We start from the raw sequence: 22,462 nt of genomic DNA, 5'->3' as shown, positions 1-22,462 counted from the left end.
GCCGCTTTAGAGGGCAATTCGAACTACGACTACTCTGGGTAATACGCAACTATCAATCCAAATGCGCATACAGAAACAGCTGCCCATTTGAAGGGAATTTGCGGGGGTAGTGGCTAAAGGAGTGTTTCCTTTTCTGCTTAGTCAACGAATTGACAGTGGCGCGGAGGTGGCGTGCTAGACAGGTTGATTAGTCTTTTTTGCGGCATTTTATTGACATTCCTTGTCCGAACACTCGGGTAATAGGGCCTGTTTTTGAGTGTAGGAACAAATGCAGGATTTTTCCTGCTTAAAGGAAAAACCTTTTTCAAACAGCGGCGGGATTGGGGGACAAAGAGGGGGTGGCAAGGCGCACTAAGTGCCCGGCCACCGGGGGGTTCGCTGGATCAGAAGTTGCCTTTCAAACTCACCGTGAAATTTCGCGGTTCACCATAAAAGTTGCCCTGGGAGGCTGTACCGACAGTGTTGTAATAGTTTTTATCAAACAAATTGTTGCCGTTCAGTGCCAGCGTCCAGGTGTCGTCGAGACGGTAAGCCAGGCGCGCGCTCCAGACCGCATAACCGGCCTGTTCCAGCTTGATGGTCTGTACGCGGTAGTTGCTGCTCTGGGCGTTGACTCCGGTGCCGACGCTCCATTTCGACAGGGCTCCGTCGAGCGTGTAGTCGCCCCACATCCGTAGCATGTGGCGCGGTACGTAGGTGTTGGAACTACCGCCTTCGAGGGTGCTGTCGATGTTCTTCAGCGACTTGGTCTGCGTGTAGGTGTAGCCCCCGGACACTTGCAGACGCTCAAGCACTTCACCGCTGATTTCGGCTTCTACGCCCTGGGCGCGCACCTTGCCGGTGTCGGTGTAGCAATAGCCGTCGGCAGAGGTCGGGCAGAAGCGGGTGTAATCGGTTTCGGCGCCGTTTTTCTCGACGGCGCGGAACAACGCCAGGGAGCCGTTGAGGCGCCCGTCGAACCACTCGCCCTTGATACCCAGCTCGTAGTTGTCACCGATTTTCGGCTTGAGCGCGGCGCCATCGGCGGTGGCATAGGCACTCTGCGGCTGGAAAATATCGGCGTAGCTGGCGTACACCGACAGGTGCTCGTTGAGGTCGTAGATCAGCGCGGCAAACGGCGTGACCTCGCCGGTTTCCTGGGTGTGTGCGTCTTGCGACGTCCATTCGCCCCAGCCCAGGCCGTAGGACTGGCGGCGGTTCTCGTACCAGCTCACGCGGCTGCCCACGATGAACATCAACGGCTCGGCAAGGCGCAGGCGCAAGGTGGCGTAGGTGCCGTACTGGGTGGCGGTTTCCTTGATCGTGCCGCCGCGGTACATGTTCGGCCAGAAGGTGCTGTCGGCCGGCTCCGGGAAGTGGTGGTCGGGTTGATAGATGCTCTGGCGCGTAGGCAGGTTCTGGATCGCGTAGATGTCGTCCTGGGTGCCCCGGCTGCCGTTGGCGCCGAGGATCAGCTCGTGTTCCAGGCCAAAGGCTTCGAACTTGCCGTCCAGGTAGGCATCAAGGCCGAAGTCCTTATGGTCGTAGTCCATCAGTGCTGCATAGGAGAGGGCGGTGGGGGCCGGGTTGCCATAAGCGATGGTGCCTTCGCTGGCGGCGTACTTCATGTCTTGCAGGTTGCGGCTGTGTACCGCCGCCACCTTGAGTGTCCAGTCGTCGTTGAGGTGGTGGGTGAGGTCGGCGAAAAACGTGGTACGCCGGCTTTGCCAGTCGTTCCAGGATTGGCCCAGGCAGGTGGAACGGCTCAGGTTGGCATTTTTGCCGTCGGCATAGCGCGGCAGGCCGCCCCAGCAGGGTGTGGCGTCGACGTCTTCGTAGCTGGCGCCGACGCCCAGGGTGGTGTCGGGGCTGAGGTCGAAGTCGAGGGCGCCGTAGAACGCCTGGTCCTGGCGCTTGGCGATGTCCATGTAGGAACCGCGATTCTGTTGACTGACAGTCGCCCGCCCACGCACGGTGCCCGCGTCGTTCAGCGGGCCGCCGGTGTCGACGTCGGCGCGATAGTTGTCCCAGGTACCAGCGGACAGCGACAGGCTGGTGGTGGGTTTGGCCTGGGGCCGCTTGCGCACGAAGTTCACCGCGCCGCTGGCGGTGCCGGCGCCCTTGAGCATGCCGGCCGCGCCCTTGAGTACTTCCACCCGGTCATAGATCGCCATGTTGGCGCTGAAGCTGTCGGCCTGGGCATAGTCCTTGCCCATGTCCAGAGGGACGCCGTCGTACTGGTATTGGCCGAGCATCTTGAAGCCACGGGAATAGAAATATTTGCCGCCCATGGGCGATTCGTAGCTGGTGATGCCGGGTGTGCGTTCCATCACGTCATCGATGGTGGCGACGTTCTGGTCGTCCATCAATTGGCGGGTCATCACACTGACCGATTGCGGTGTTTCCCGCAGGCTGTGTTCGCCTTTGCCGATGGTCACCGCACCGGTGGTGTAGGAACCGGTGCCATCGGTGGTTGCCCCCAAGCGTTCGCCTGTCACCGTGGTAGCCCCCAGGTTCAGCGCGCCGCTGTCGGCCACTTGCGGCAACAGCAGCCAGGTGCTGGCGCTTTGTCGCTGGGCTTGCAAGCCCTGGCCGCGCAGCAACTGGCCCAGGGCTTGTTCAGGGTCAAGGCTGCCGTCCAGGCCATTGCAGGTCTTGCCGGCGACACTGGTGGCGTCGTACGACAGGCTGATGCCGGCCTGGCGGGCAAACTGGTCCAGCGCCGAGGCGAGGGGGCCGGCGGCGATGCTCCATTGGCGGGGCTGGGTGTCCTGGGCGGGCGCGTCGGCCCATACGGCCAGGGGCACGGCGCCGCTGCCCAGGCAAGCGCCGAGCAAGGCGGCCTGCACCGCGTGCTTGAGGGGTGATCGTTTGGACGGGAACGCTTGCATGACCGCGGGGTGCTCCTGAAGGAAGTAAACAGAATCGGCCTGTTGATCGGCCTTTCCTTACAGGTCGAACGGCAATGAGAATTCACCTCATTTATTTTTTACAGGATTACACGCGGGGTATAACACTCACCCAATAGCGGCTGCGGTAGGTGACGTCGACCGGCAGCGATTGCGCCACCAGGCTTAATACCTGGTCGGTATCACTTAGCTGATAAGTGCCCGAGACCCGCAACCCGGCCACGGCTTCGCTGCAGCGCAAGAGCCCGCTGCGGTAGCGGCTCAGCTCGGCGAGGAAGTCGTCCAGGCGCATGTTGTGGGCGCTGATCACTCCATCGCTCCAACCCCAGGGGTCCAGGCCATTGGCGAGGGGCGAGCGAATGCCGTGGCGGTCGAACAGCACCTGTTCGCCGGGCTTGACCACCTGGCGTGCGCTGTCAGCCATTACCGCCACCGTACCTTGTTGCACCGCGAGCAGGGTGCCCTGGGCGTCTTCGCGTACCAGCAAGCGCGTGCCGAAGGCTTGCAGGTAACCGTCGCGGGTCTGCACCCAGAACGGCCGGCTGTCAGTGCCGGTGGTCAGCAGCATTTCCCCCTGGCGCAGATGTACCAGGCGGCGCTCGGGGGTGAAGGTGGTGTCGATCGCACTGGCGCTGTTGAGCTGGATCCGGCTGCCGTCGCTCAGCGCCACCCAGCGCCGTTCGCCGGTGGCGGTGCGGTAGTCAGCCATCAGGGCGGGCAGCGGCGTGTAGTCGCGGCCGAGCCAGGTCAAACCGGCTGCACCGGCCACCAACCCCAGCAGCTTCAAGCCTTCGCGACGGCTGATCCGTTGGCGGGCACCGCGCAGGGCATGGCGGCCGACCTGCGCCGGCAGTGCGCTGAAATCATCATTCATCGACACCACGCGCTGCCACACCTGCTGATGTTCGGCGCTGGTGTGCAGCCAGCGGTCGAACGCGGCGGCGCTGGCGTCATCGGCGACGTTGAAGCGCAGCTTGATCATCCATTGAATGGCCTGGTCCACCAGGCGCGGGTCAGCATTCGGCATAGCGCAACCGATAACAGGCGTGCAGCGCCTTGGCCAGGTCGCGCTCTACGGTGGCCTTGGACACGCCCAGGCGCAGGCCGATCTGCGCACAGGTCAGGCCGTCCAGTTGCGCCAGCAGGAAGGCTTCGCGCACCCGGGGTTTGAGCTGGTCGAGGAGGCGGTCGATGCGTTCCAGGCTGTCGAGAATCAGCCGCCGGGTTTCCTCCGACGGCACCTCGGCTTCGGGGAAATGCGCGAGGCTTTCGAGGTAGGCGCGCTCCAGTTCGCGGCGCCGGTACTGGTCGATCATCAAACTGCGCGCAATGCTGCTCAGGTAAGCGCGAGGTTGCTGCAAGGTCTGCTGCTTGCGTGCGTTAAGCAGGCGCACGAAGGTTTCCTGCGCCAGGTCGGCGGCATGTTCACGGCACCCGGTGCGTCGGCTCAACCAACCGCGCAGCCAGGAGTGATGGGCATGGTAAAGCTGGCCGATGGCGGCATGGTCCAGTGGGTGATCGCTCGACATGGGCATCCTGGCGCAGCAGTCTTAATTGATAATGTTTCGCATTCTAGACGTTGGCCGTGACAATGAGCAATTACCCGCGAGCAATGTATCCAGCACAATTTTTTGTTCGCCGCTGTAGGCGCGGATTAATCTGCAGGCTTTCCCGGTGGATGACGTGAGCATGATCGAGCCTGCAACCCTGGCGGTTTTTTCCGGTGCTGTTTTGCTGTTGCTGTTATCACCGGGGCCGAATATGGCGTTTGTCATCAGCCATGGCGTTACCCATGGCTGGCGCGGCGGGGTGGCCTCGGGCCTGGGCATCGGCGTGGCGGACTTGCTGCTCACGGCATTGACCGCCACCGGCGTGACCGCCGTGGTCGCCAGTTGGCCGCCGTCGTTCGACCTGATCCGCAATGCGGGGGTCGTCTACCTGCTGTGGCTGGCGTTCAAGACCGTGCAAAAGCGCCCCGGCGCGATGACGGATCAGGTCGAGCCGGTGCGTCTGCGTCGCGTGTTTCTACGGGCCATGCTCAACAGCCTGCTCAACCCCAAGGCGCTGCTGTTCTTTGTGGTATTCCTGCCGCAGTTCGTGCGCCCCGAGGCGGGGCCGATCGCCATCCAATTGCTGGTGCTGGGCGGCGTTCTGACGTTGATCGCCGCGGTGTTTCATGTGCTGCTGGGGATTTTCGGCGGTGCCGTCAGCCGCTTTTTTGCTGGCCGTCCGGTTGGCGCCGTCTTGCAGAAATGGGGCTTGGCTACAGTGCTGATGGCTCTGGCCGTGCGTCTGGCGCTGATGCCTCGACCAAGCTGATGGGGCGCTTAAAAAACGTCGACTTGCGGCCTCGTCGCCCCAGCGAATCTGCTGGCAGCCAGGCACCTGCGACGTAGGTTTTTTCCGGTTTGTTGATGTCTGGCTGACGCTTTTAATCACACCGCGTGAGCTGCGGCCAGTTACATATTTTCTGTATTACTTGTCCGTTTGAAAGTGAGTGGTGGCTACCTAAAGATGGCGCTCCCTCGCCTGAGCAGACCATCATGACAAGAGAATTTTCCTATTTACTTTACCGTGTGGCACGCACCCGCCGCGCTCGACTGTTCGATACGCTGCGCGTCAGGGGATACGAATGACTGCCCCTGTGATCGATGTTGTCGTTGTCGGCGCCGGCCCCGTAGGCCTTGCCTGTGCCTACCTGGGCCGGCTGTGTAATCTTCAGGTAGTGATCGTCGATAAATCTTCGGCTCCGCTTCAAGTCGGACGGGCTGATGCTCTCAACGCACGAACGCTGCAGTTGCTTGAGATCGTTGATCTGTTTGACGAACTTCACGCCAAGGGTAAACCGTGCAACACCAGTTCGGTGTGGGCCGACGGTAAGTTCACGTCGCGTCAATCGACGTGGTGGGACGCGCTGGAGGGGTGTTTTCACAAGCATTTCCTTATGCTAGGGCAATCGTTCGTCGAGCAGTCGCTGGATGAGAAACTCAAGGCGATGGAGAGCGCCGTACGCCGCGACACCTGGGTCAGTGATATCAGCGTTACCGACGATGGGTGTACGACAGTCCTGTCGACCGGCGAGATTATCAAGTCCAGGTTCGTGATAGGTGCCGACGGCTCGCGCTCGTTTGTGCGCAGCCTCTTCAATGTTCCTTTCGCGGTGACGTATCCGCAATTGATCTGGGCGGTCCTGGATGGCGTGATCGAGACTGATTTCGTGAAGGTTCCGGAAATCATCGTGTTCCAGGCTGAAACCTCCGATGTGGCCTGGATCCCACGCGAAGGCAATCTGGATCGATTTTATGTTCGCATGGACGTCAAGGATTTCACCGTCGAACAAGCGATCGCCAAGATCAACCGTGCCATGCAGCCGCACACGTTGCGCTTCAAGGAAGTCGTCTGGTTCTCGCAGTTCTCCGTAAAAGAATCGGTGGCCGAACACTATGCAATTGCCGACAAGGTGTTTCTGGCGGGGGACGCTTGCCATATCCATTCGGTAAATGGTGGCCAGGGTTTGAACACCGGGTTGGCGGACGCTTTTAACATCATGTGGAAGATGAGCATGGTGCTCAATGGCGATGCGCCAATCGAGCTTCTGCGTACCTACGAACAAGAGCGCAAGCGGGTGGCCATGGGGGTTGTCGAGACGTCTGGCGAACTTGTGCGTACCACCAAGTATTCCGAGACTGGAACGCATGCCAACGACTACCTCAAGGTTGTCGAGCGCAGGGCTGGGTACATCACCGGCATGGGGGTTCGTTACGGCGAGCATGAGCTTCATGGCACGCGTGTGCTCGACTTCCCGGTCCACCACAACGGGGAGAACGCGGGCACGCGTCTCTATTCGCTGCTCGACTATCGGTTCTTCACGCTTCTGGTCTTCGGTGACTGCGAGTTGAAGTTGGATCTGCCGCCCTTCGTCAAGCTGATCAGGATTGACGAGGAACACAGCCCTTACAGCGATCAAATGATCCTGGTTCGCCCCGATTCCTATATCGCTACCTCATGCTCACTCACGGACATATCGGCGGTTACGGATTACCTCACAGGGTTATCTTGATCTGCGATTGAGGCCGAGCGCCGAGGCGCTCAGCACTCGGTTTTACCCTAGCCGTGCCGCGGCCCTTGCCACGATCTCGCCGCGCATTTTGCGCGATTGTGCGGTGCGTTTGTTGGCCTCCTCCAGCACTTGCGGGGGGCTGTATCAGGCCGTCCTGCATCAAAAGGCGGTGCAGGTGCGTATTCAATTTGCAGTTGCACCAATTGCGCCGTCGCTTCGCCGTAAAGCTCGGCCGCCAGGGTCAGGGCAAAATCAATCCCGGCCGTAATGCCTCCGCCGGTTAATAAATTGCCATCACGTACCACGCGTGCCTGCACCGCAATCGCGCCCAGTGGTGCGAGCATGTCATGGTATGCCCAGTGAGTGGTTGCCTGACGCCCTCGAAGCAGACCGGCTGCGCCCAGCACCAGTGAACCGGTGCACACCGATGTTACATAGCGTGCGGTCAGGGCCTGGGCGTTAAGGAAGTCCAGTGTCTGCGAGTCTTCCATCAACGCTCCGACACCTGTGCCGCCGGGTACACAGATCACGTCCAGCGGCGGGCAATCGTCATAGGTCATGGTTGGGGTGAACACCAGCCCTGTGCTGGATGTGATGGGCTCGAGGTCTTTCCACACCAGGTGCAACTTCACGTCGGGAAGTGATCCCAGAACATCGTATGGCCCGGTGAGGTCCAGCTGCTGGATACCGGGAAACAACAGAAAGCCGATCTGCAAGGTCATGGTGAAACTCCTGAGGGAGAGATGGACGGCTTGACTCTAGCGTCGTAGGATTTGGCCTACGCGCCATTGAGCCCACTAATCACGCCAACCATGCCAAAAATCATCCACGTGCTGGCTTTTCCGAATGTTCAAGTGCTCGACGTTACAGGGCCGCTACAGGTCTTTGCGTCTGCCAATGATCTGGCCCGTCAGCGGGGGCTAGCAGTGCCTTATCGCGCCAATGTGATTGCATCGCAGTCGACGCCGGTGATGACCTCTGCCGGTTTGGCGCTGGTAAACGAGCCTCTGCCCCCGGCCGACAGCCCCTGCGACACGTTGGTGATTGCAGGTGGCTGGGGTGTTTATGGCGCTGCTGAGGATCACGCACTGGTCGATTGGGTTCGGCACAAGGCGGGGGTGTCTCGCCGGGTAACCTCGGTATGCACCGGCGCTTTTTTACTGGCCGCTACAGGCCTGCTGGATGGCCGTCGGGTAGCGACTCACTGGACTCGATGTGAAGAGCTTGCCTTCAAGTATCCGAAACTCAAGGTTGAGGCCAACCCGATCTTTATCCAGCAGGGGGATGTCTGGACATCGGCCGGTGTCACTGCGGGAATCGACCTCTGCCTGGCATTGGTGGAGGAAGATCTCGGGCGACTCATGGCCTTGGAAGTGGCGCGGCATCTTGTGGTGTTTCTCAAGCGCCCTGGGGGCAATCGCAGTTCAGCGTGACGCTATCCCTGCAAAAGGGCAGCAGCCGATTCACTGAGTTGCATACCTGGATGGCCGAACACCTGACACTTGACCTGAATATCGCGACGCTCGCGGAGCAGGTCGGTATGAGTGAGCGAAGCTTTGTCCGTCACTACCGCGCTGAAACCGGGCAGACGCCGGCGCGAGCCGTAGAACTGATGCGTGTGGAAACGGCTCGTCGGCAACTGTCCGACACTGCTGCTTCGATCAAACGGATCGCCGTGCAGTGTGGGTTTGGCTGTGAGGAAACCATGCGCCGAAGTTTTTTGCGTACGGTTTCGATAACTCCCCAAGCGTATCGTGAGCGGTTTTCCCGGCCGTAATGGCGTGAGATGGCGGTAGCCTTGCACATTGAGACCGCCGCCATCAGTGATCAAGTTTCAGATTTACGTCGACAGGCTAGGCTCGCCTCCCGCTCGCTGCATGACACCCGACACATGCGGGTTGCGCAGGGGCGGTTCGCTATGAATATGTACTCGGCGCAAATGACGGCCACTACGCTGAGTAAAGCTTTCCCGGCCATGCAGGAGGGTAAAGTTGTCCGTCAGTAAAATATCGCCGGTATGCCATTGATGAGCATAGTGGACACGCGGGTCGTGAAGGGCGGTGTTGAGACTGTCGAGCAAAGTCGCTTGCTCACCCGCTCCAATGCCGCTGAAAGTGTAGGTCGATGGGTTGATAAAACTGCTGTCACCTTCCACCGGTTGCTGGCAATACCTCATAACCGGGAACTGACGGTGTGGATGGGCACCGATGATCGGTGCGCGTGCCGTATTGCTATAGAGTTCGACGGTGCGCTGATAGCTGCCTGTGGCCTTGCTCCACAGGTCACGCATCTGCGGTGGTGCAATACGTAGCGCATGGGCAGTGTTCGAAAAAGTCGTGCGGCCGCCTTGATGCGCCTCGATTGCGTTCACGCACTGGAAAATCTGAAATTCGGGCACCGTTTCCAGGTACATACCATCCCAATGCAAGGGGACATAGCTGTTGGCAAAGATGTGATCGTTTGCATCGGCATGCTCCTCCAGTTCCAGCACGGCGCCGAACGGCCACATCATGATCTGCCCGAAGTGGGCACAGTAGCGGGTGAGGCTCTCGGGGCCGTCGAAACTGTCGAAACCGCGCAGCAGCACCAGTTGATGGCTGTGCACCAGCGCACGCAGCCACGAAACCGGCAGTTCGCCCACATGCCGGCGATCTTGCATCGGCTTCAGCATTACGCCGAATTCCGGCGTTTGACCGGATTGGGCCGGCAGCGGCGAAACGGTGACGAGGCTCTGTAGGTTGAGGTCCCTCATACGGCGTTCTCCAGGATCATCGCGTTTTGCATAGGCGGCGTTTCGAGGATGTAATGACTTGGCGATTCGTCCTCCATCACCAACTGTGCCCCACACAACTGCGCTGCATGCCGACTCATAAGCACGTACTTTTCGCCGACCTTGACTGCGACACCGTGCCAGGGTGTCATCCAGCAGTCTTGTGTCGGCATCATATGTATACCGATTTTCAGGCTGGTCGCAGGCTGTGGGTGAATTGAAAGTCGGATTGCATTGGGGAACTCATCGGCAAGTAGCGCCCCCCACGCCCAACTGCGCTGGATAACACTGACGGCAAGAAGTTTGGATTTTTTCTGCAGCGAGTTCTTCGACCCGACATAGTCGGGTGCCCAGTTATCCTCAAACATAAATCGCGTGATAGCTCGATACAGCAGTACACCGTCCTGAGATTTCATAAGCGTACTTTTTATCGAGTCGCAGGGTTCGGCGTAGCGTGCGGCCATCAACTGACGCAGACGGGCGAAATCCGTCGCTGAGGCATCGAACTGGGCGCAGTCCTCAAGGTTATAGAGCCTCAAATGTTCTGGGTATGACTGCGTAATTATCGTTTGAATAACGTGCTGGTAGCGACTCACATCCTGATCGTCGACGCCAATCAAGTCGCTGAAGACGCGGCCATCAGAGCAGATGGTCAGTTTCGCGCCTGGCGAGTAGATATTCTTGATATTGGCGCACAGCGTGTTCAGCGCCTGCAGGCAGATTTTTTCTGCCATGTCCGGCAGTTGGCCAAGGACCTTGCGCAGGTTGGGCGACTTGGCAGGAAAGGCCGGCAACACCAATTCGACTGGTTTGCCGGCCTCAACGAAGTATTGAATACAAGGGATTTGCACTTTGCTAATTGTTTCTAACTCCTCGTTTGAGTTGCCGGCCGAGTTGTGCGTCGGGTCTCTGCGATGAATTTTCAGTATCTCTTGTAGGATGCGGGATGCAGTGTCGTGTGATTGATTTTCCATGAGGCTACTCCATGTGGCTTTATTGGTTTTTCCTGTTGTCATGTATCGCAGCAATGACGTCCGTTGCTTAAAGACGGAAGTAAATAAAGCGCGTGGTACGTATCCAGCTGTGTCGATACGTTAAAAATCTTTACATCTTCTTTGGCTAATTAGTAGGGCTGCACAATGATTTGTAGCAGGTTTAAATGTTCGGTTTTGAACATTGGTTGAGGGGGCGGTTGTTATATGTTTATGAGTTGTTTGATGCAGTGGCTGAGAGTGTCGGGAGGTGTCTGCGCTGTTTGAAGTGGCTAAACACGTCTGTTTAAAATTATTAGAAATTATTCGAATTAATGTGAAGGGGGGCGAGCGCGCTGTTGAAGCTTGATTTGATGTCAGTGAATGTAAATTTTAAACATTGTTGTATGAGGTTTTTATTCTGGCTGTAGGAGGTTTTGAAGTTGTTATGTTGCAGGGGTGCTGTTTCGCGTGTGCGACGACGACGCGGGGATCGGCGCGGCGTAATTGCCCTACGTCTTTGAACGTTACTGGACTTCCCGCGAGGGCAACCCCATTGGCAGCGGCCTGGGCTTGTATCTTTCCCGCGGCATTATCCAGGCCCACGGTGGCACGCTCTGGGCACAAAGCGTAGCGGGGCAGGGCAGGGTGTTCAGCTTCAGAGTGCCGGCTGCGCTTTAGCGCCTGTCGAGTAACTCAAGGATCGCCGCGACCGTCACCTGCGGCGCTTCCTGGGGAATATTGTGGCCCACGCCGGGCAACACCTGGCGCCGGTAGAAACCGCTGAAGTGTTCCACGTCGTCATCTTCTTGCGGCGGCGGGCCCACGCCATCATCGGCGCCGCACAGCGAAATGCTCGGCACCGCAATCGCCGGTTGCAGCGCGAGCGCCTGCTCGATGGCTTCCAGTTCGGGGTCGCCGGGCGCGTACAGGAAGCGATGGCGATAAGAGTGAATCACCACGTCGACAAAGTCCGGGTTATCGAACGACGGCGCCGTCTGCCGATACAGGTTCGGCCCCTCGGCCCAGGACGGCGACCACAGTGACCACAACAACTTACAGAACTCCCGACGATTGGCGGTCAGCCCGTCCACACCGCGCTGGGTATGAAAGTAGAACTGGTACCACAATCGATGCTCCGTTTCCGGTGCACGCGGCGTGATGGATTTGGCAATGTCCTGGATGTTGTAGCCATCCCCGGTCACCAACCCGCGCACCCGCTGCGGCCACAGTGCCGCAACAATACACGCGGCGCGCCCCCCCCAGTCATACCCGACGAGCGTGGCCTGCGGGATCGCCAGCGCGTCCATCAAATCCAGCAAATCCTTGGCCAGCGCCGCCTGTTGGCCGGAACGCATGACCTGTTCATTGATAAACCGCGTAGGCCCATAACCGCGCAGGTACGGCACCAGCACCCGGCAACCACGCTCGGCCAGCACCGGGGCGATGTGGTCATAGCCGCGCGGGTCGTAGGGGAAACCATGCAGCAGGATTACCGGCTCGCCGTCAACGGGGCCGTGGGCTTCATAGGCCACGTCGAGCATGGTGGTGCGTACGTAGAGAATCGGCATGGAGGGCTCTTCCGGGTGGGGCAGGCGTGCTGCAACTCTAGTCCAAAGCTGTGACGCAGCGCTTCGCCTTTGAAGACAAAGCGCTGACTTGTCTAGCTCCAGGTCACGGCTGCCAGGTGGTTTTCTCCCCACTGAGCTTGCGGTCCAGGAAGGTCGCCGCGCTAATCAGCGCCAAGTGGCTCAAGGCTTGGGGCGTGTTGCCCAAGTGGTGGGCCTGGCTGTCGAACTCTTCGGCGTACAGGCCCAGTGGGTTGGCGTAGCGCAGCAGTTGTTCGAATTCCAGGTGGGCCTTTTCGACTTGGCCGGCGCGGGCCAGGCATTCGACGTACCAGAACGAGCAGGCGGCAAATGCGCCCTCGGTGCCTTGCAGGCCGTCGATCTGGCTGTCGTCGTTGCGGTAGCGGTAGACCATGCCATCGCGCACCAGGCTTTTCTGGATGGCTTCCAGGGTCGAAAGCCAGCGCGGATCGGTGGCCGCGACAAAGCGTACCAGCGGCATCAACAGCATCGAGCCGTCAAGGGCCGTGCTGCCGATATGCTGCACAAAATGCCCACGTTCTTCGTTCCAGAAGTTGCTCCAGATGTCGGCGTAAATCGCCTGGCGCGTTTGGTCCCAGCGCGCAAACGGCGCCGGCAGTGAGCGCTTGTATGCCAGGCGGATGGCACGGTCCAGGGCCACCCAGCACATCAGCCGCGAATGCAGGAAGTGATGCTGCTCACCGCGCATTTCCCAGATGCCCACGTCCTTCTGGTTCCAGATCTCGCAGACCTGATCGGCGACTTCCACCGTGTGTTTCCAGCCCTCATGGGAAATGGCTTCGCCGTACTTGTTGACCAGGTACACCGCGTCCATCAGCTCGCCATAAATATCCAGCTGGATCTGGTCGACCGCCTCATTGCCGATGCGCACCGGCTTGGCGCCGCCGTGGCCGCTGAAGTGGTCCAGCGTGGTTTCGGGCAGTTCCTGACGCCCGTCGATGCCATACAGGATATTGATCTTGGTCGGCTGGCCGCAGCAGTCGCTGACCCGGCCCTTGAGCCAGCGCATGTACGCATTGGCCTCCTCGACAAAGCCCAGGCGCATAAAGGCGTAGACGGTAAACGAGGCGTCGCGGATCCAGGTGTAGCGGTAGTCCCAGTTGCGTTCGCCGCCCGGAGTTTCCGGCAAGCCAAAGGTGGCGGCGGCAATAATGGCGCCGTGTTTGCGCGAGGTCAGCAGCTTGAGCGCCAAGGCCGAGCGGTTAACCATTTCACGCCAGCGCCCGCGATAGTTCGACTGTGCGATCCAGCCGCGCCAGAATTTCAAGGTGTGGGCCAGCGCCAGGTCGGTGCAGCTGCTGTCCACCCGTTCATCGTCCTGGCCACCGAGTACGAACTCGGCACCTTCTTCCTGGTCCAGCACAAAGCTCGCTACAGCGGCCCCGTCCTTGACCTGCAGCGGGTGGCTGCCGGACAGGCGCAGGCCAGGCTGGCCGTCGGCGCGAAAGCACACCGTGCCGTTATCCAGCGCCGCAACGGTAGGCGCGCGTGCATAGTCATGGCGTACGGCGCAGCGCAGGTGAATGCTGGCTGTGCCGCTGACCACGCGGACCCGGCGAATCAGCAGGGGCAGGTCATCGGGTTCTTCGCTGATGACCAGCAGGTCGGTGATCTCGACCACGGCTTCATCACTGAGCCAGCGGGTTTGCAGTACGTTGGTGTCGGGCAGGTAAATTTGCTCGCGGCGGGCGTTGGGCAGGTCCGGGGTGAGCTGGAAAACCCCGGCCTCGGGCGTATCCAGCAGCGAGCAAAAGATCGCGGGGCTGTCGAATTCCGGCCAGCAGAAAAAATCGATGCTGCCTTTGTCGTTCACCAGGGCCGCACTGCGCATATCGCCGATGATGCCGTGCGCATCGATGGCGCTTTGTGGTTCGTTTTTCAAATCAACCATTGTCGCGAAACTCCGGATACAGGCTCATGCCGCCATCAATAAACAAGGTGCTGCCCACGACATAGTCGGACGCATCACTGGCCAGCCACACCACCGCGTTGGCCACGTCTTCCACATCGCCGACGCGGCCATAGGGGATCAACTTCAGCAGCTCCTTTTCGGCTGCGCCTTCGGTGGCCGCGCGATTGATCGCAGTCCGAATCGCTCCTGGCGCAATGCCGTTGATGCGGATCCGCTGCTCGCTGACTTCCTGGGCGAGAGTGCGCATCAGCATTTCCACGCCACCCTTGGACGCCGCGTAATTCACATGCCCGGCCCAGGGGATCAATTGGTGCACCGAACTCATATGGATGATTTTGCCGGCGGCCCGTGACACGCCTTCACGGATGCCCTGGCGTTTGAACACCCGCACCGCCGCCCGGGCGCACAGGAACTGGCCGGTGAGGTTGACGCCGATCACGGCGTTCCAGTCGTCGAGGGTCATGTCGACCACTGCGGCGTCCTTTTGCATACCGGAGTTGGCCACCAGGATGTCCAGGTGGCCGAAGGTCTCCAGGGTTTGGGCGAACAGCCGCTCCACGTCGGCTTCTTTTGATATGTCGGCGCCGACGGCAATTGCCCGGCCGCCCTCGGCGTTGATCTGCTCTGCCAGGGCTTCGGCCGGTGCCGCCTGGCTGTTGTAATTCAGCACCACGGCCGCCCCGGCTTGCGCCAGGGCCTTGGCCGCGCCAGCACCGATTCCGGAACTGGCGCCTGTCACCAGGGCCACTTGTTGCTCCAACGAGATACGCATTGCTCACCCGCCCTAAAAATCGTGATTTCAAGCAGCTGACTGACGGCGCGCAACGGAAGTTCACCCGTGTGATTTTAGCGACTACAACCATGGTGATAAATGGAATAAAAGAATAATAAGAAATAACCATAAGATACTAAAAAACCGCTCAAAAGCGTTTGACAGGGTTTTTCGCCGCGTGTCTTATAGGCACACCTCAACCCGCTCCGTTGGTAGTTCGGAAGTCATCGCGGGGCCACCTATAAGAGATGTCTATGTGCCTTTCGGCCGTTATAGGAGAACTACCGGACCAGGAAAAAGTGGCGGTCAATAGTGGCGTGCCCAAGTTGGTTATCTTCGATTGCGACGGTGTACTCGTGCAAAGTGAAGAGATCACCCTGTCTGTGTTGATCACCTTGCTTAATGCCCAAGCAGTGGGCGGTACACAATTAGAGTGTGCGACTTATATCGAGCGTTTTCGTGGGCGCAAGATTGCGGAGTGCTTATATGAAGCGCAGCACGTATTAAATATTGAATTGAACAGCGAGTTTGAATCGCAGTTTCGACACCACGCGCTGAATGCCTTGACGCGTCACTTGAAGGCCACCGATGGCATTGTTGAAGTTCTGCAGGCGTTGGAGATTCCCTATTGCGTAGCGTCGAGTGCGCCGCGCAACAAGATCGAACATTGCCTGCGTCTCGCGGGGCTGTTTTCTTACTTTGAAGGGCGAATATTCAGTTGTTATGAGCTGGGCCGTTGGAAACCGGACCCTCTGGTGTTTTTAACCGCCTGTGACACTTACGGTATTGATGTCGCTGATGCCCTGGTTATCGAAGACAGCGTTACCGGTATACAGGCCGCCGTGGCCGCCACTATCAACGTGTTGGGTTTCGGTCCGCCGGATCGGCACTCGATGTTGGCTGACGCCGGAGCACTACCGTTTTCTGATATGCGTGATTTGTTGACCCTTATTAACGAGCGAACTTACTCAAGGAGGAGGCGCTGTGAACACACTCGGTTATAGAGAACGGCTTAAGCGGAATAACCCCGGTTCAGAAGTCTGGTGGGATTCATCAACCGCGGTATACGCGCCGTATAAAAAGCACCTGCTTGATAAGTACCCCCGCAGCGGCCGCTTATATAGAACAGTTGATGCCGGATGTGTTCTTGCCTGCCAACGGTTTTAGCAGCGTGACCACCAACCCTCGGCTGGTGACGGCCGTTATCCTCGAAAAACGCGAGTATTGGGCGTCGCGCTTTAACCTGGCGAGCCTGTCTCCCGCCGAGCTGCGCAAGAAGCTGTACAACGAAGTGATCACCGAAGGCGCTGCAGCGCTTGCACCGCTGTGGGTTCAATCGGCCCAGGCCGAAGGCTGGATGTGTGCCCAGGTTGAGCCTGTGGATGTGCGTTGCACCGAACGCATGACCGCCAGGGGCCTGGAACTGCAGCTGCTTGCACCGAATGTAATGGTCAAGGTGCCGGGCAGCCTGGAGGGTTTGGCCACCGTCGAAGCCCTGGTGGCCCAGGGCGGTTCGGTAAATATCACCTTCTGCTTTACGGTCTCGCAATTCCAGGCCGGTATCCAGGCGATACAGCGGGGCATGGCAACCGCGTGCAGCAACGGTATCGACACCCGTCATTGCAAACACGTGATCACTTTCATGATCGGGCGCTTCTCCTGCCAGCCCGAGTTCGCGCTGCAGGCGGCGGAGCGTGGCCTGGCGCTGAGCGCCGAAGAGCTGCGCTGGGCCGAATTGCTGATTTACGAGCAGATACAGGCGCTGGTGACGGCCTGCAAGGTGCCGGTCAAGACCCTGCTTTCCAGCATCAAAATCGATGTCGACGAGCGCGGCAACAAGCACTGCTGGCACCTGGAAAAGACCGGCCTGAGTACCACCTGCTACACCTTGACGCCGGACGTGGTGGAGTTTCTGATCGAGCGCGAAAGCCACGGTAAGCCGGTATTGCCGGCGGTGGATGCACTTGAGCCGCCGCCTTCGACCTTCGCCAAGCTGCTCCGCATCCCGTACTTCTGCGAAGCCTATTTGCTTGACGGCATCGAGCCATATGACTTCGGCAACCACGAAGCCTTTATCAACGCCTGCAATGAAGCCAACAGCGCGCACCGGCGCCTGACGGACTATTGCGTTCGACTCTGCCCCGTGGCCAAGCCGTTCAAACGCTCGCTCAACGCACTGCTGGCCGCCGAGTTCGGGGTGATCGCATGAACAAAATGGTCGGGTTATGGGCGCACCCGCGCTCGCGTTCCACCGTGTTGGAACGTGTGTTCATCGAGCGTGGGGATTTCGAGGTCTTCCACGAGCCCTTCGCTCACATGGCGTTTTCCGAGGATTCGGCGATCCCGTCGGATGAATGGGACCACAGTCTGCCCACGACGTATCAGGGCATAAAACAACACCTGCTCACCGCCAAAGAACGTGCAAATGTGTTTCATAAAGACATGTGTTACCACTGCCTGGATGACTTGAAAGTTGATGTGGGTTTTTTGGCGCAACAACACAACATCTTTCTTATTCGCGAACCCGCCAGCAGCATTATTTCCCATCATCGGGTGCATCCCGATATGCCGATGCAGGCCATCGGGCATAAAGCGTTATATGAGATTTTTTGTGTAGTAACCAAACTCACCGGAACAGTCCCGTATGTGATTAATGCGGATGACCTTGCTGCCGAACCCGAACGCGTTATTCGTAAACTCTGTGATTACTTGGGTATCGAGTTTCTACCGCACGCGCTGACCTGGAAACGTGAATGCCCACCCCAGTGGAAAACCTGGAGAAGTTGGCACGTGGCGGCCGAAAACAGTGAGCGAATTGTTTCGCCGGCTACACCGCACATTGATATGCAGACGCTCGAAGAGCATCCGAAGTTAAGGGCGCTGTACGAATACCATCGCACGTTTTACGCGCGCATGAACGAATTTTGCCAATAGGGATTGTTGTATGAAGAAGTTGATTGTTACCGGGGCCGCCAATGGCATTGGCCGGGCGACCGTGGAAAAGGCAATTGAGGACGGCTATTTCGTTATTGCCGCCGATAAGGACGCCGAGGGCCTGGCTACGTTGCAACATCGTTATGGCGTGGACGTAGTGGAAACGCACGTTGCCGACTTCGCGGACAATACAGTTATCAAGGGTTTTATCCCCATGCTGTATGAACGCCACACCACTATTTACGGGCTGGTTAATAACGCCGGTATTTATCACGGTAAAAGCGTTTACCTCTACAGCGACGAGCAAATCGACGAAATCCTCAACGTCAACCTCAAGGCGCTGGTCTATCTCTCCAAAGACTTCGCCGAACGCGAGATGCGGCACGAAGCGCCGCGCAGCATCGTCAACATTGCCTCGGTGGCGGGGGAGGTGGGCAGCTGTGATGCCCTCTACGGTGCCACCAAGGCGGCGGTGATCGGCCTGACCAAAGCCAATGCCTGGAATTTCGCACCGTTTGTGCGGGTAAACGCCGTGTCGCCGGCGCTGATCCATGACACCGCGATCTACGACACCATCCCCGAGTACCGACGCGCCGAGTATGCGCGCCAGGAAATCCTCAAGGACCCCATCCTGCCCAGCGGGGTTGCCGAGGTGATTCTGCTGCTGATCGGCGAAGGCATGCGGCACATGACCGGCAAGGTCATCCCGGTCGACAACGGAGCCTACCCACGATGAGCCCGTCGATGCGCAAGAAAAAGCTGCTGCTGGTGGGCGCGGGTAATCTGTGCCTGCAGATTCTGAAGATTCTCGGGCCGAAAAATGCCTTCGAATTCGTGGTGCTGGGCCGCAATGAGGAGGCCACGATTCGGCTGTGTAACCTGGTGGCGCTGTCGTGTGCGCAGTTGGGCCAATACATTGCAATCAAGCCGGTGGTCGCCGACTTGACGGATATCGGCAGGGTCACGCGGGTGCTCCGCGAGGAGGCGCCGGACATCCTGGTGAACTGCGCGTCGTTGCAGTCATGGCGGGTGATCACCGGCTTGCCCAAGTTGTCGTTCGAGAAACTCGACAAGGCACAGTTCGGCCCCTGGTTGCCCATGCACCTGACGCTGATGCATAGCTTGATGCAGGCGGTAAAGGCCTCCGGGATCACGGTCAAAACCGTGAATGCGGCGTTCCCCGATGCGGTCAACCCGATTCTGGCCAGGGTCGGCCTGGCACCGGATATCGGTGTGGGCAACGTCGCCAACCTGGTCCCTGCCACACGTCTTTCGATTGCCCGGCTGCTGGAGTGCTCACCCAGCGAGGTGCAGGTGCAGCTGTATGCCCAGCATTACTTCAGCCACTACGTGCCCCGCGACGGGCTACCCCCACGTGCCAGCTACCGCTTGTTGTATGAGGTGCACGGCAGGCCGCAGGCCGACCGCCTGCCTGCCGAGGCGATTTTCTCCGGGGTTAAATCCGAATTCCGGCGCCTGGGCGGGGTTGATGGGCAGTTCCTCACAGCCTGTTCGGCGGTCACCGTCATCGAGGGGTTGTTTTCGCCCACGCCCGTGCTGGTGCATGCACCAGGCCCGCTTGGGCTGCCGGGCGGTTATCCGGTGCGGCTGCACGATGGGCGCATTGAAGTGCTGTTTTCCGACGCCTGTCCTCAGGACGAGGCGGTGCGCATCAATACGATTTGCCAGAGCCAGGACGGCATCGACGAAATTCATTGTGATGGATCCGTCACCTACAACCCGCAATGCATGGCGGTCATGGAAACGATGTTGGGGTATTCCAAGAAGACCATGTCGATTGAGCAGTCCGCCGATTTCGCCCGCGAGCTGGCGAGCAAGTATTTGTCTTTCAAAAATTCAACCTGGTAGGTGTGTGATGAATCAGTTGTCGGAGCAAAAGCACAACGAAGTTGCCAGTTATTCAGCGCAATATTCGGCGGATTTTGTCGAGCGTTGGGACGAGTTGATTGATTGGGAAAAGAGAAAGGCCGGGGAGGGCGGCTTTTTCGAAAAGCTGCTGCGCGAACACGGCGTGCGCTCGGTGATCGATGTGTCGACGGGCAGCGGCTTCCATGCGGTACAGCTCAAGCAAGCGGGGTTTGAGGTGGTCGCCACCGACGGCAGCAGCACGATGCTGACCAAGGCGCGGGCGAACTTTCGCGAGCGCGGCCTGGACATCGAGTCGCACTACATGGACTGGCTGGCGCTCGACCCGACCGTGCTCGGGCGGTTCGATGCCGTGGTGTGCCTGGGCAGTTCGCTGTGCCATGTATTTGCCGCGCACGACCGGTTGAGGGTGCTGGAAAAGTTCAGGGCGTTGCTCAAACCGGGTGGGCTGCTGATTGTGGATCAACGCAACTTTTTTGCGATTCGCGCCGGCAAGTTCAAGGCCAGCGGTAATTACTATTACTGCGGCACCAACGCGTCGGTCAGCCTCGGGCAGGTTGATCAGCACCTGTGTGAGTTCATCTACACCTTTGATAATGCCGAACAGTATCGGCTGAAGGTGTACCCGTTATTGCCGGGTGAATTGGCGACGCAGGTCCTTGCGTCCGGGTTTTCAGCCCATGAAAGTTACGGTGATTTCGAGCGTGACTACGACATGATGGAGTGTGATTTTGTCATTCACACTGCGCGCGCCATATAGGGGGCAGACCATGAGCACACTCGTACAGAGCACCCCGCGCACACTCGACAGTGTGGTGCTGGCGGTGGTGTTGACCGGCTTTGTGGCCAGCACCTATGGGTTCGGCGTTTATCTGTTCGCCAACCTGGTGGTGGACATGCGCCGGGACATCGGTTTCGACTACACCACGGTGGGCGTGATCACCGGCGGCGCGCAGATCGGCTTCCTGCTGTTTTCGTCGGTTACCAGCTATATCAGCCGTTTTTTCGAGGGCTGGAAAATCAGCCTGGTGTCCACGGTGATGACGTCCCTGGCGTTGCTGGGGCTGAGTGTCAGCGACAACATCTGGTTATCCGGAGCGCTGTTGATTCTGCTCGGCGGCTGTTCCGCGTCGGTGTATATCCCGTTGGCGGAAATCGTCACCAAGGGATTCAGCCCGGGTAACCGCTCGCGGGTCATGGGGCTGATTTCCAGCGGCACCAGTTATGGCGTGTTCATCAATGGCTTGTTGGTGTCGTTTCTGACCCTGCATGGCGGTTGGCGCTCGATCTGGCTGACCGCCGGCCTGATATCGGTGGCGTTGTGCGTGGTCGCTTGGTTTCTGTTGCGCAACATGGCGGCGGGCCAGGATGTCGGGTTTTCCGGGGCGCGCTCGACCGCCGTCGGCAGCGACAAACCCTGGCTGAGCCGCTCGCTTTATCTGACCTGGGCCATCGCCTTTCTCAATGGGATGGCGCTGCTGCCGTTCCAGACGTACCTGGCGCCGTTCCTTCGGGATGAACTGGGCGTGTCGGTGCAAGACACCGGGTTTATCTGGACCACCATTGGCGCCGTAGGCATGGCCTCGGGCTTCTTGGTGGGGTGGATTGCCGACAAGGTGGGTGTCAGGGCGTCGTTGGCGATGTGCTTTTTGAGCGCGGGACTGGCCGCGGCCCTGGTGTTCAGTTTCAACAGCATTGCGCTGTTCTACCTGGCGGCGTTTTTGTTCGCGCTGGCGTTTTATCCGATCTTCGGGCTCGTCCCCAGTTACATCGGGCAAATCGTGCCGGTCAACCGCCTGACCCAGGCATTTGGCATTGCCAATGTTTTGATTGGCCTTGGGGGCGTCTGCGGCAACTTCCTGGGGGGTATTCCAAGGACCTGACCGGTTCGTTCTCGACGGTCTATTGGGTGGTTGCGCTGTTGCTGTTCGTGCAATGCGTGATGGTCTTCATGTTGGGTAAACAACCGGTTTCAGTGACGCAGGAGCAACAGCCATGAGTTACTTTGCGCAACGTCAAAACCAGAATTTGCATGCATTTGCGTTCAGCCCCCTACGCGCCGAACACCTGCGTATGAAGCAAAAGCCCGTGGTTATCTGGATGACCGGTATCTCCGCGTCCGGCAAGTCGACCATCGCGGATGCATTGGACGTCGCCCTGCAGGCCCAAGGGCGCTTCACCAGCATTATTGATGGTGATTCGGTGCGCGGCGGGCTGTGTCGGGACCTGGGTTTTACCGACGGTGACCGGGATGAGAATATTCGGCGGGTCGCGGAAGTTGCCCGCTTGATGCTGGAGGCGGGGTTGATCGTGATCGTGGCGCTGATCTCGCCTTCGGCGGCCAGCCGCCATTACGCACGCTCGATCATCGGCAATGAGTTTTTTGTTGAAGTGCACGTGGATGCGCCGCTGGCAACGGCCGAACAACGCGACCCCAAAGGCTTGTATAAAAAAGCCCGTGCGGGGCTGATCAAAAACTTCACCGGTATCGACTCCAACTATGACCTGCCGGTGTTTCCGGAGGTGCACTTGAATACCCAGGCGCTGTCGGTGGACCAGTCTGTCGAGGCCATCCTGGATTGGCTTGCACGTAACGAGGATCACGCGTAGCCGTTGGTCTTTGCGTCGGTTTGCCATTGTCTGCAACTCTGTAAAACA

The 22,462-nt window shown here is 59.0% G+C and carries 17 protein-coding genes and 4 pseudogenes; 12 read left to right on the top strand and 9 right to left on the bottom strand.

What is annotated here, in order from left to right; translation table 11 throughout:
• Positions 1 to 383 precede the first annotated feature (383 nt).
• The 3 genes from LRS56_16130 to LRS56_16120 form a co-directional block, all read right to left on the bottom strand.
• Positions 384 to 2,870 (bottom strand): TonB-dependent siderophore receptor, encoded by a 2,487-nt coding sequence (locus LRS56_16130; protein WDU60440.1) that lies wholly within the window; start codon positions 2,868 to 2,870, stop codon positions 384 to 386.
• 106 nt (positions 2,871 to 2,976) lie between these two features.
• The gene (locus LRS56_16125; protein WDU60439.1) at positions 2,977 to 3,915 is read right to left on the bottom strand and encodes a FecR domain-containing protein; all 939 of its coding nucleotides are present in this window, start codon (positions 3,913 to 3,915) and stop codon (positions 2,977 to 2,979) included.
• Positions 3,902 to 4,417 carry a sigma-70 family RNA polymerase sigma factor gene (locus tag LRS56_16120; protein ID WDU60438.1) on the bottom strand — a complete coding sequence of 172 codons (516 nt, stop codon included), beginning with the start codon at positions 4,415 to 4,417 and terminating at the stop codon, positions 3,902 to 3,904. Before LRS56_16120 ends, LRS56_16125 begins: the two co-directional genes overlap by 14 nt.
• A 160-nt stretch (positions 4,418 to 4,577) precedes the next feature.
• Here LRS56_16120 and LRS56_16115 point away from each other — a divergent pair, with 160 nt between their 5' ends.
• A complete protein-coding gene (locus LRS56_16115; GenBank protein WDU60437.1) occupies positions 4,578 to 5,207 on the top strand; it encodes a LysE family translocator in 630 nt (209 codons plus the stop codon).
• 313 nt (positions 5,208 to 5,520) lie between these two features.
• Positions 5,521 to 6,948 carry an FAD-binding protein gene (locus LRS56_16110; protein ID WDU60436.1) on the top strand — a complete coding sequence of 476 codons (1,428 nt, stop codon included), beginning with the start codon at positions 5,521 to 5,523 and terminating at the stop codon, positions 6,946 to 6,948.
• Positions 6,949 to 6,990: 42 nt separating this feature from the next.
• Here the strand turns inward: LRS56_16110 and LRS56_16105 are convergent.
• Positions 6,991 to 7,670: pseudogene (locus LRS56_16105) on the bottom strand (DJ-1/PfpI family protein).
• A gap of 90 nt (positions 7,671 to 7,760) precedes the next feature.
• On the opposite strand from LRS56_16105, the pseudogene LRS56_16100 reads away from it, so the two are divergent.
• A pseudogene (locus LRS56_16100) lies at positions 7,761 to 8,725 on the top strand (GlxA family transcriptional regulator).
• A 63-nt stretch (positions 8,726 to 8,788) separates the two neighbouring features.
• Here the strand turns inward: LRS56_16100 and LRS56_16095 are convergent.
• Both LRS56_16095 and LRS56_16090 read right to left on the bottom strand, forming a co-directional pair.
• Complete coding sequence (locus tag LRS56_16095) at positions 8,789 to 9,700, bottom strand: TauD/TfdA family dioxygenase (GenBank protein WDU60435.1); 912 nt, start codon at positions 9,698 to 9,700, stop codon at positions 8,789 to 8,791.
• The gene (locus LRS56_16090) at positions 9,697 to 10,692 is read right to left on the bottom strand and encodes an isocyanide synthase family protein (GenBank protein ID WDU60434.1); all 996 of its coding nucleotides are present in this window, start codon (positions 10,690 to 10,692) and stop codon (positions 9,697 to 9,699) included. The genes LRS56_16095 and LRS56_16090 overlap by 4 nt, the downstream gene beginning before the upstream one ends.
• Positions 10,693 to 11,196: 504 nt before the next feature.
• Between LRS56_16090 and LRS56_16085 the strand changes: the two are divergent.
• Positions 11,197 to 11,370, top strand: a pseudogene (locus LRS56_16085) (ATP-binding protein).
• Here the strand turns inward: LRS56_16085 and LRS56_16080 are convergent.
• From LRS56_16080 to LRS56_16070, 3 genes are all read right to left on the bottom strand, one after another.
• Positions 11,367 to 12,260, bottom strand: coding sequence for an alpha/beta hydrolase (locus tag LRS56_16080; GenBank protein ID WDU60433.1), 894 nt, complete (start codon positions 12,258 to 12,260; stop codon positions 11,367 to 11,369). The pseudogene LRS56_16085 and the gene LRS56_16080 sit on opposite strands and share 4 nt — an antisense overlap.
• A gap of 103 nt (positions 12,261 to 12,363) precedes the next feature.
• Positions 12,364 to 14,190 (bottom strand): glycoside hydrolase family 15 protein, encoded by a 1,827-nt coding sequence (locus LRS56_16075; protein ID WDU60432.1) that lies wholly within the window; start codon positions 14,188 to 14,190, stop codon positions 12,364 to 12,366.
• Positions 14,183 to 14,983, bottom strand: coding sequence for a glucose 1-dehydrogenase (locus LRS56_16070; GenBank protein WDU60431.1), 801 nt, complete (start codon positions 14,981 to 14,983; stop codon positions 14,183 to 14,185). Before LRS56_16070 ends, LRS56_16075 begins: the two co-directional genes overlap by 8 nt.
• Before the next feature lie 254 nt (positions 14,984 to 15,237).
• Here LRS56_16070 and LRS56_16065 point away from each other — a divergent pair, with 254 nt between their 5' ends.
• The 8 genes and pseudogenes from LRS56_16065 (at position 15,238) to cysC (ending at position 22,414) form a co-directional block, all read left to right on the top strand.
• Positions 15,238 to 15,987: an HAD-IA family hydrolase gene (locus tag LRS56_16065; protein ID WDU60430.1), complete on the top strand. Its 750-nt coding sequence runs from the start codon at positions 15,238 to 15,240 to the stop codon at positions 15,985 to 15,987.
• A gap of 128 nt (positions 15,988 to 16,115) precedes the next feature.
• Positions 16,116 to 17,192, top strand: coding sequence for a transaldolase (locus LRS56_16060; GenBank protein WDU60429.1), 1,077 nt, complete (start codon positions 16,116 to 16,118; stop codon positions 17,190 to 17,192).
• Entirely contained in the window at positions 17,189 to 17,917 is a 729-nt protein-coding gene (locus tag LRS56_16055; protein ID WDU60428.1) for a sulfotransferase family protein, read from the top strand. Before LRS56_16060 ends, LRS56_16055 begins: the two co-directional genes overlap by 4 nt.
• 10 nt (positions 17,918 to 17,927) lie before the next feature.
• Entirely contained in the window at positions 17,928 to 18,653 is a 726-nt protein-coding gene (locus tag LRS56_16050; GenBank protein ID WDU60427.1) for an SDR family NAD(P)-dependent oxidoreductase, read from the top strand.
• A complete protein-coding gene (locus LRS56_16045; GenBank protein ID WDU60426.1) occupies positions 18,650 to 19,786 on the top strand; it encodes a hypothetical protein in 1,137 nt (378 codons plus the stop codon). Before LRS56_16050 ends, LRS56_16045 begins: the two co-directional genes overlap by 4 nt.
• Positions 19,787 to 19,793: 7 nt before the next feature.
• Complete coding sequence (locus LRS56_16040; protein WDU60425.1) at positions 19,794 to 20,564, top strand: class I SAM-dependent methyltransferase; 771 nt, start codon at positions 19,794 to 19,796, stop codon at positions 20,562 to 20,564.
• A 10-nt stretch (positions 20,565 to 20,574) separates the two neighbouring features.
• Positions 20,575 to 21,803 (top strand): annotated as a pseudogene (locus tag LRS56_16035) (MFS transporter).
• Positions 21,800 to 22,414 carry an adenylyl-sulfate kinase gene (cysC, locus tag LRS56_16030; GenBank protein WDU60424.1) on the top strand — a complete coding sequence of 205 codons (615 nt, stop codon included), beginning with the start codon at positions 21,800 to 21,802 and terminating at the stop codon, positions 22,412 to 22,414. The pseudogene LRS56_16035 and the gene cysC overlap by 4 nt, the downstream one beginning before the upstream one ends.
• Positions 22,415 to 22,462: the final 48 nt, after the last annotated feature.

It is taken from the genome of Pseudomonas poae, from assembly GCA_028869255.1.
Lineage (GTDB): Bacteria > Pseudomonadota > Gammaproteobacteria > Pseudomonadales > Pseudomonadaceae > Aquipseudomonas > Aquipseudomonas poae_C.
This window is presented reverse-complemented; position numbering and strand designations above follow the sequence as displayed.

Coding starts and splice junctions, on each gene's coding strand:
- LRS56_16040 (WDU60425.1), top strand. CDS start 19,794: ATGAATCAGTTGTCGGAGCAAAAGCACAACGAAGTTGCCAGTTATTCA.
- LRS56_16050 (WDU60427.1), top strand. CDS start 17,928: ATGAAGAAGTTGATTGTTACCGGGGCCGCCAATGGCATTGGCCGGGCG.
- LRS56_16060 (WDU60429.1), top strand. CDS start 16,116: ATGCCGGATGTGTTCTTGCCTGCCAACGGTTTTAGCAGCGTGACCACC.
- LRS56_16065 (WDU60430.1), top strand. CDS start 15,238: ATGTGCCTTTCGGCCGTTATAGGAGAACTACCGGACCAGGAAAAAGTG.
- LRS56_16055 (WDU60428.1), top strand. CDS start 17,189: ATGAACAAAATGGTCGGGTTATGGGCGCACCCGCGCTCGCGTTCCACC.
- LRS56_16130 (WDU60440.1), bottom strand. CDS start 2,870: ATGCAAGCGTTCCCGTCCAAACGATCACCCCTCAAGCACGCGGTGCAG.
- LRS56_16095 (WDU60435.1), bottom strand. CDS start 9,700: ATGAGGGACCTCAACCTACAGAGCCTCGTCACCGTTTCGCCGCTGCCG.
- LRS56_16045 (WDU60426.1), top strand. CDS start 18,650: ATGAGCCCGTCGATGCGCAAGAAAAAGCTGCTGCTGGTGGGCGCGGGT.
- LRS56_16125 (WDU60439.1), bottom strand. CDS start 3,915: ATGCCGAATGCTGACCCGCGCCTGGTGGACCAGGCCATTCAATGGATG.
- LRS56_16075 (WDU60432.1), bottom strand. CDS start 14,190: ATGGTTGATTTGAAAAACGAACCACAAAGCGCCATCGATGCGCACGGC.
- LRS56_16090 (WDU60434.1), bottom strand. CDS start 10,692: ATGGAAAATCAATCACACGACACTGCATCCCGCATCCTACAAGAGATA.
- cysC (WDU60424.1), top strand. CDS start 21,800: ATGAGTTACTTTGCGCAACGTCAAAACCAGAATTTGCATGCATTTGCG.
- LRS56_16115 (WDU60437.1), top strand. CDS start 4,578: ATGATCGAGCCTGCAACCCTGGCGGTTTTTTCCGGTGCTGTTTTGCTG.
- LRS56_16110 (WDU60436.1), top strand. CDS start 5,521: ATGACTGCCCCTGTGATCGATGTTGTCGTTGTCGGCGCCGGCCCCGTA.
- LRS56_16120 (WDU60438.1), bottom strand. CDS start 4,417: ATGTCGAGCGATCACCCACTGGACCATGCCGCCATCGGCCAGCTTTAC.
- LRS56_16080 (WDU60433.1), bottom strand. CDS start 12,260: ATGCCGATTCTCTACGTACGCACCACCATGCTCGACGTGGCCTATGAA.
- LRS56_16070 (WDU60431.1), bottom strand. CDS start 14,983: ATGCGTATCTCGTTGGAGCAACAAGTGGCCCTGGTGACAGGCGCCAGT.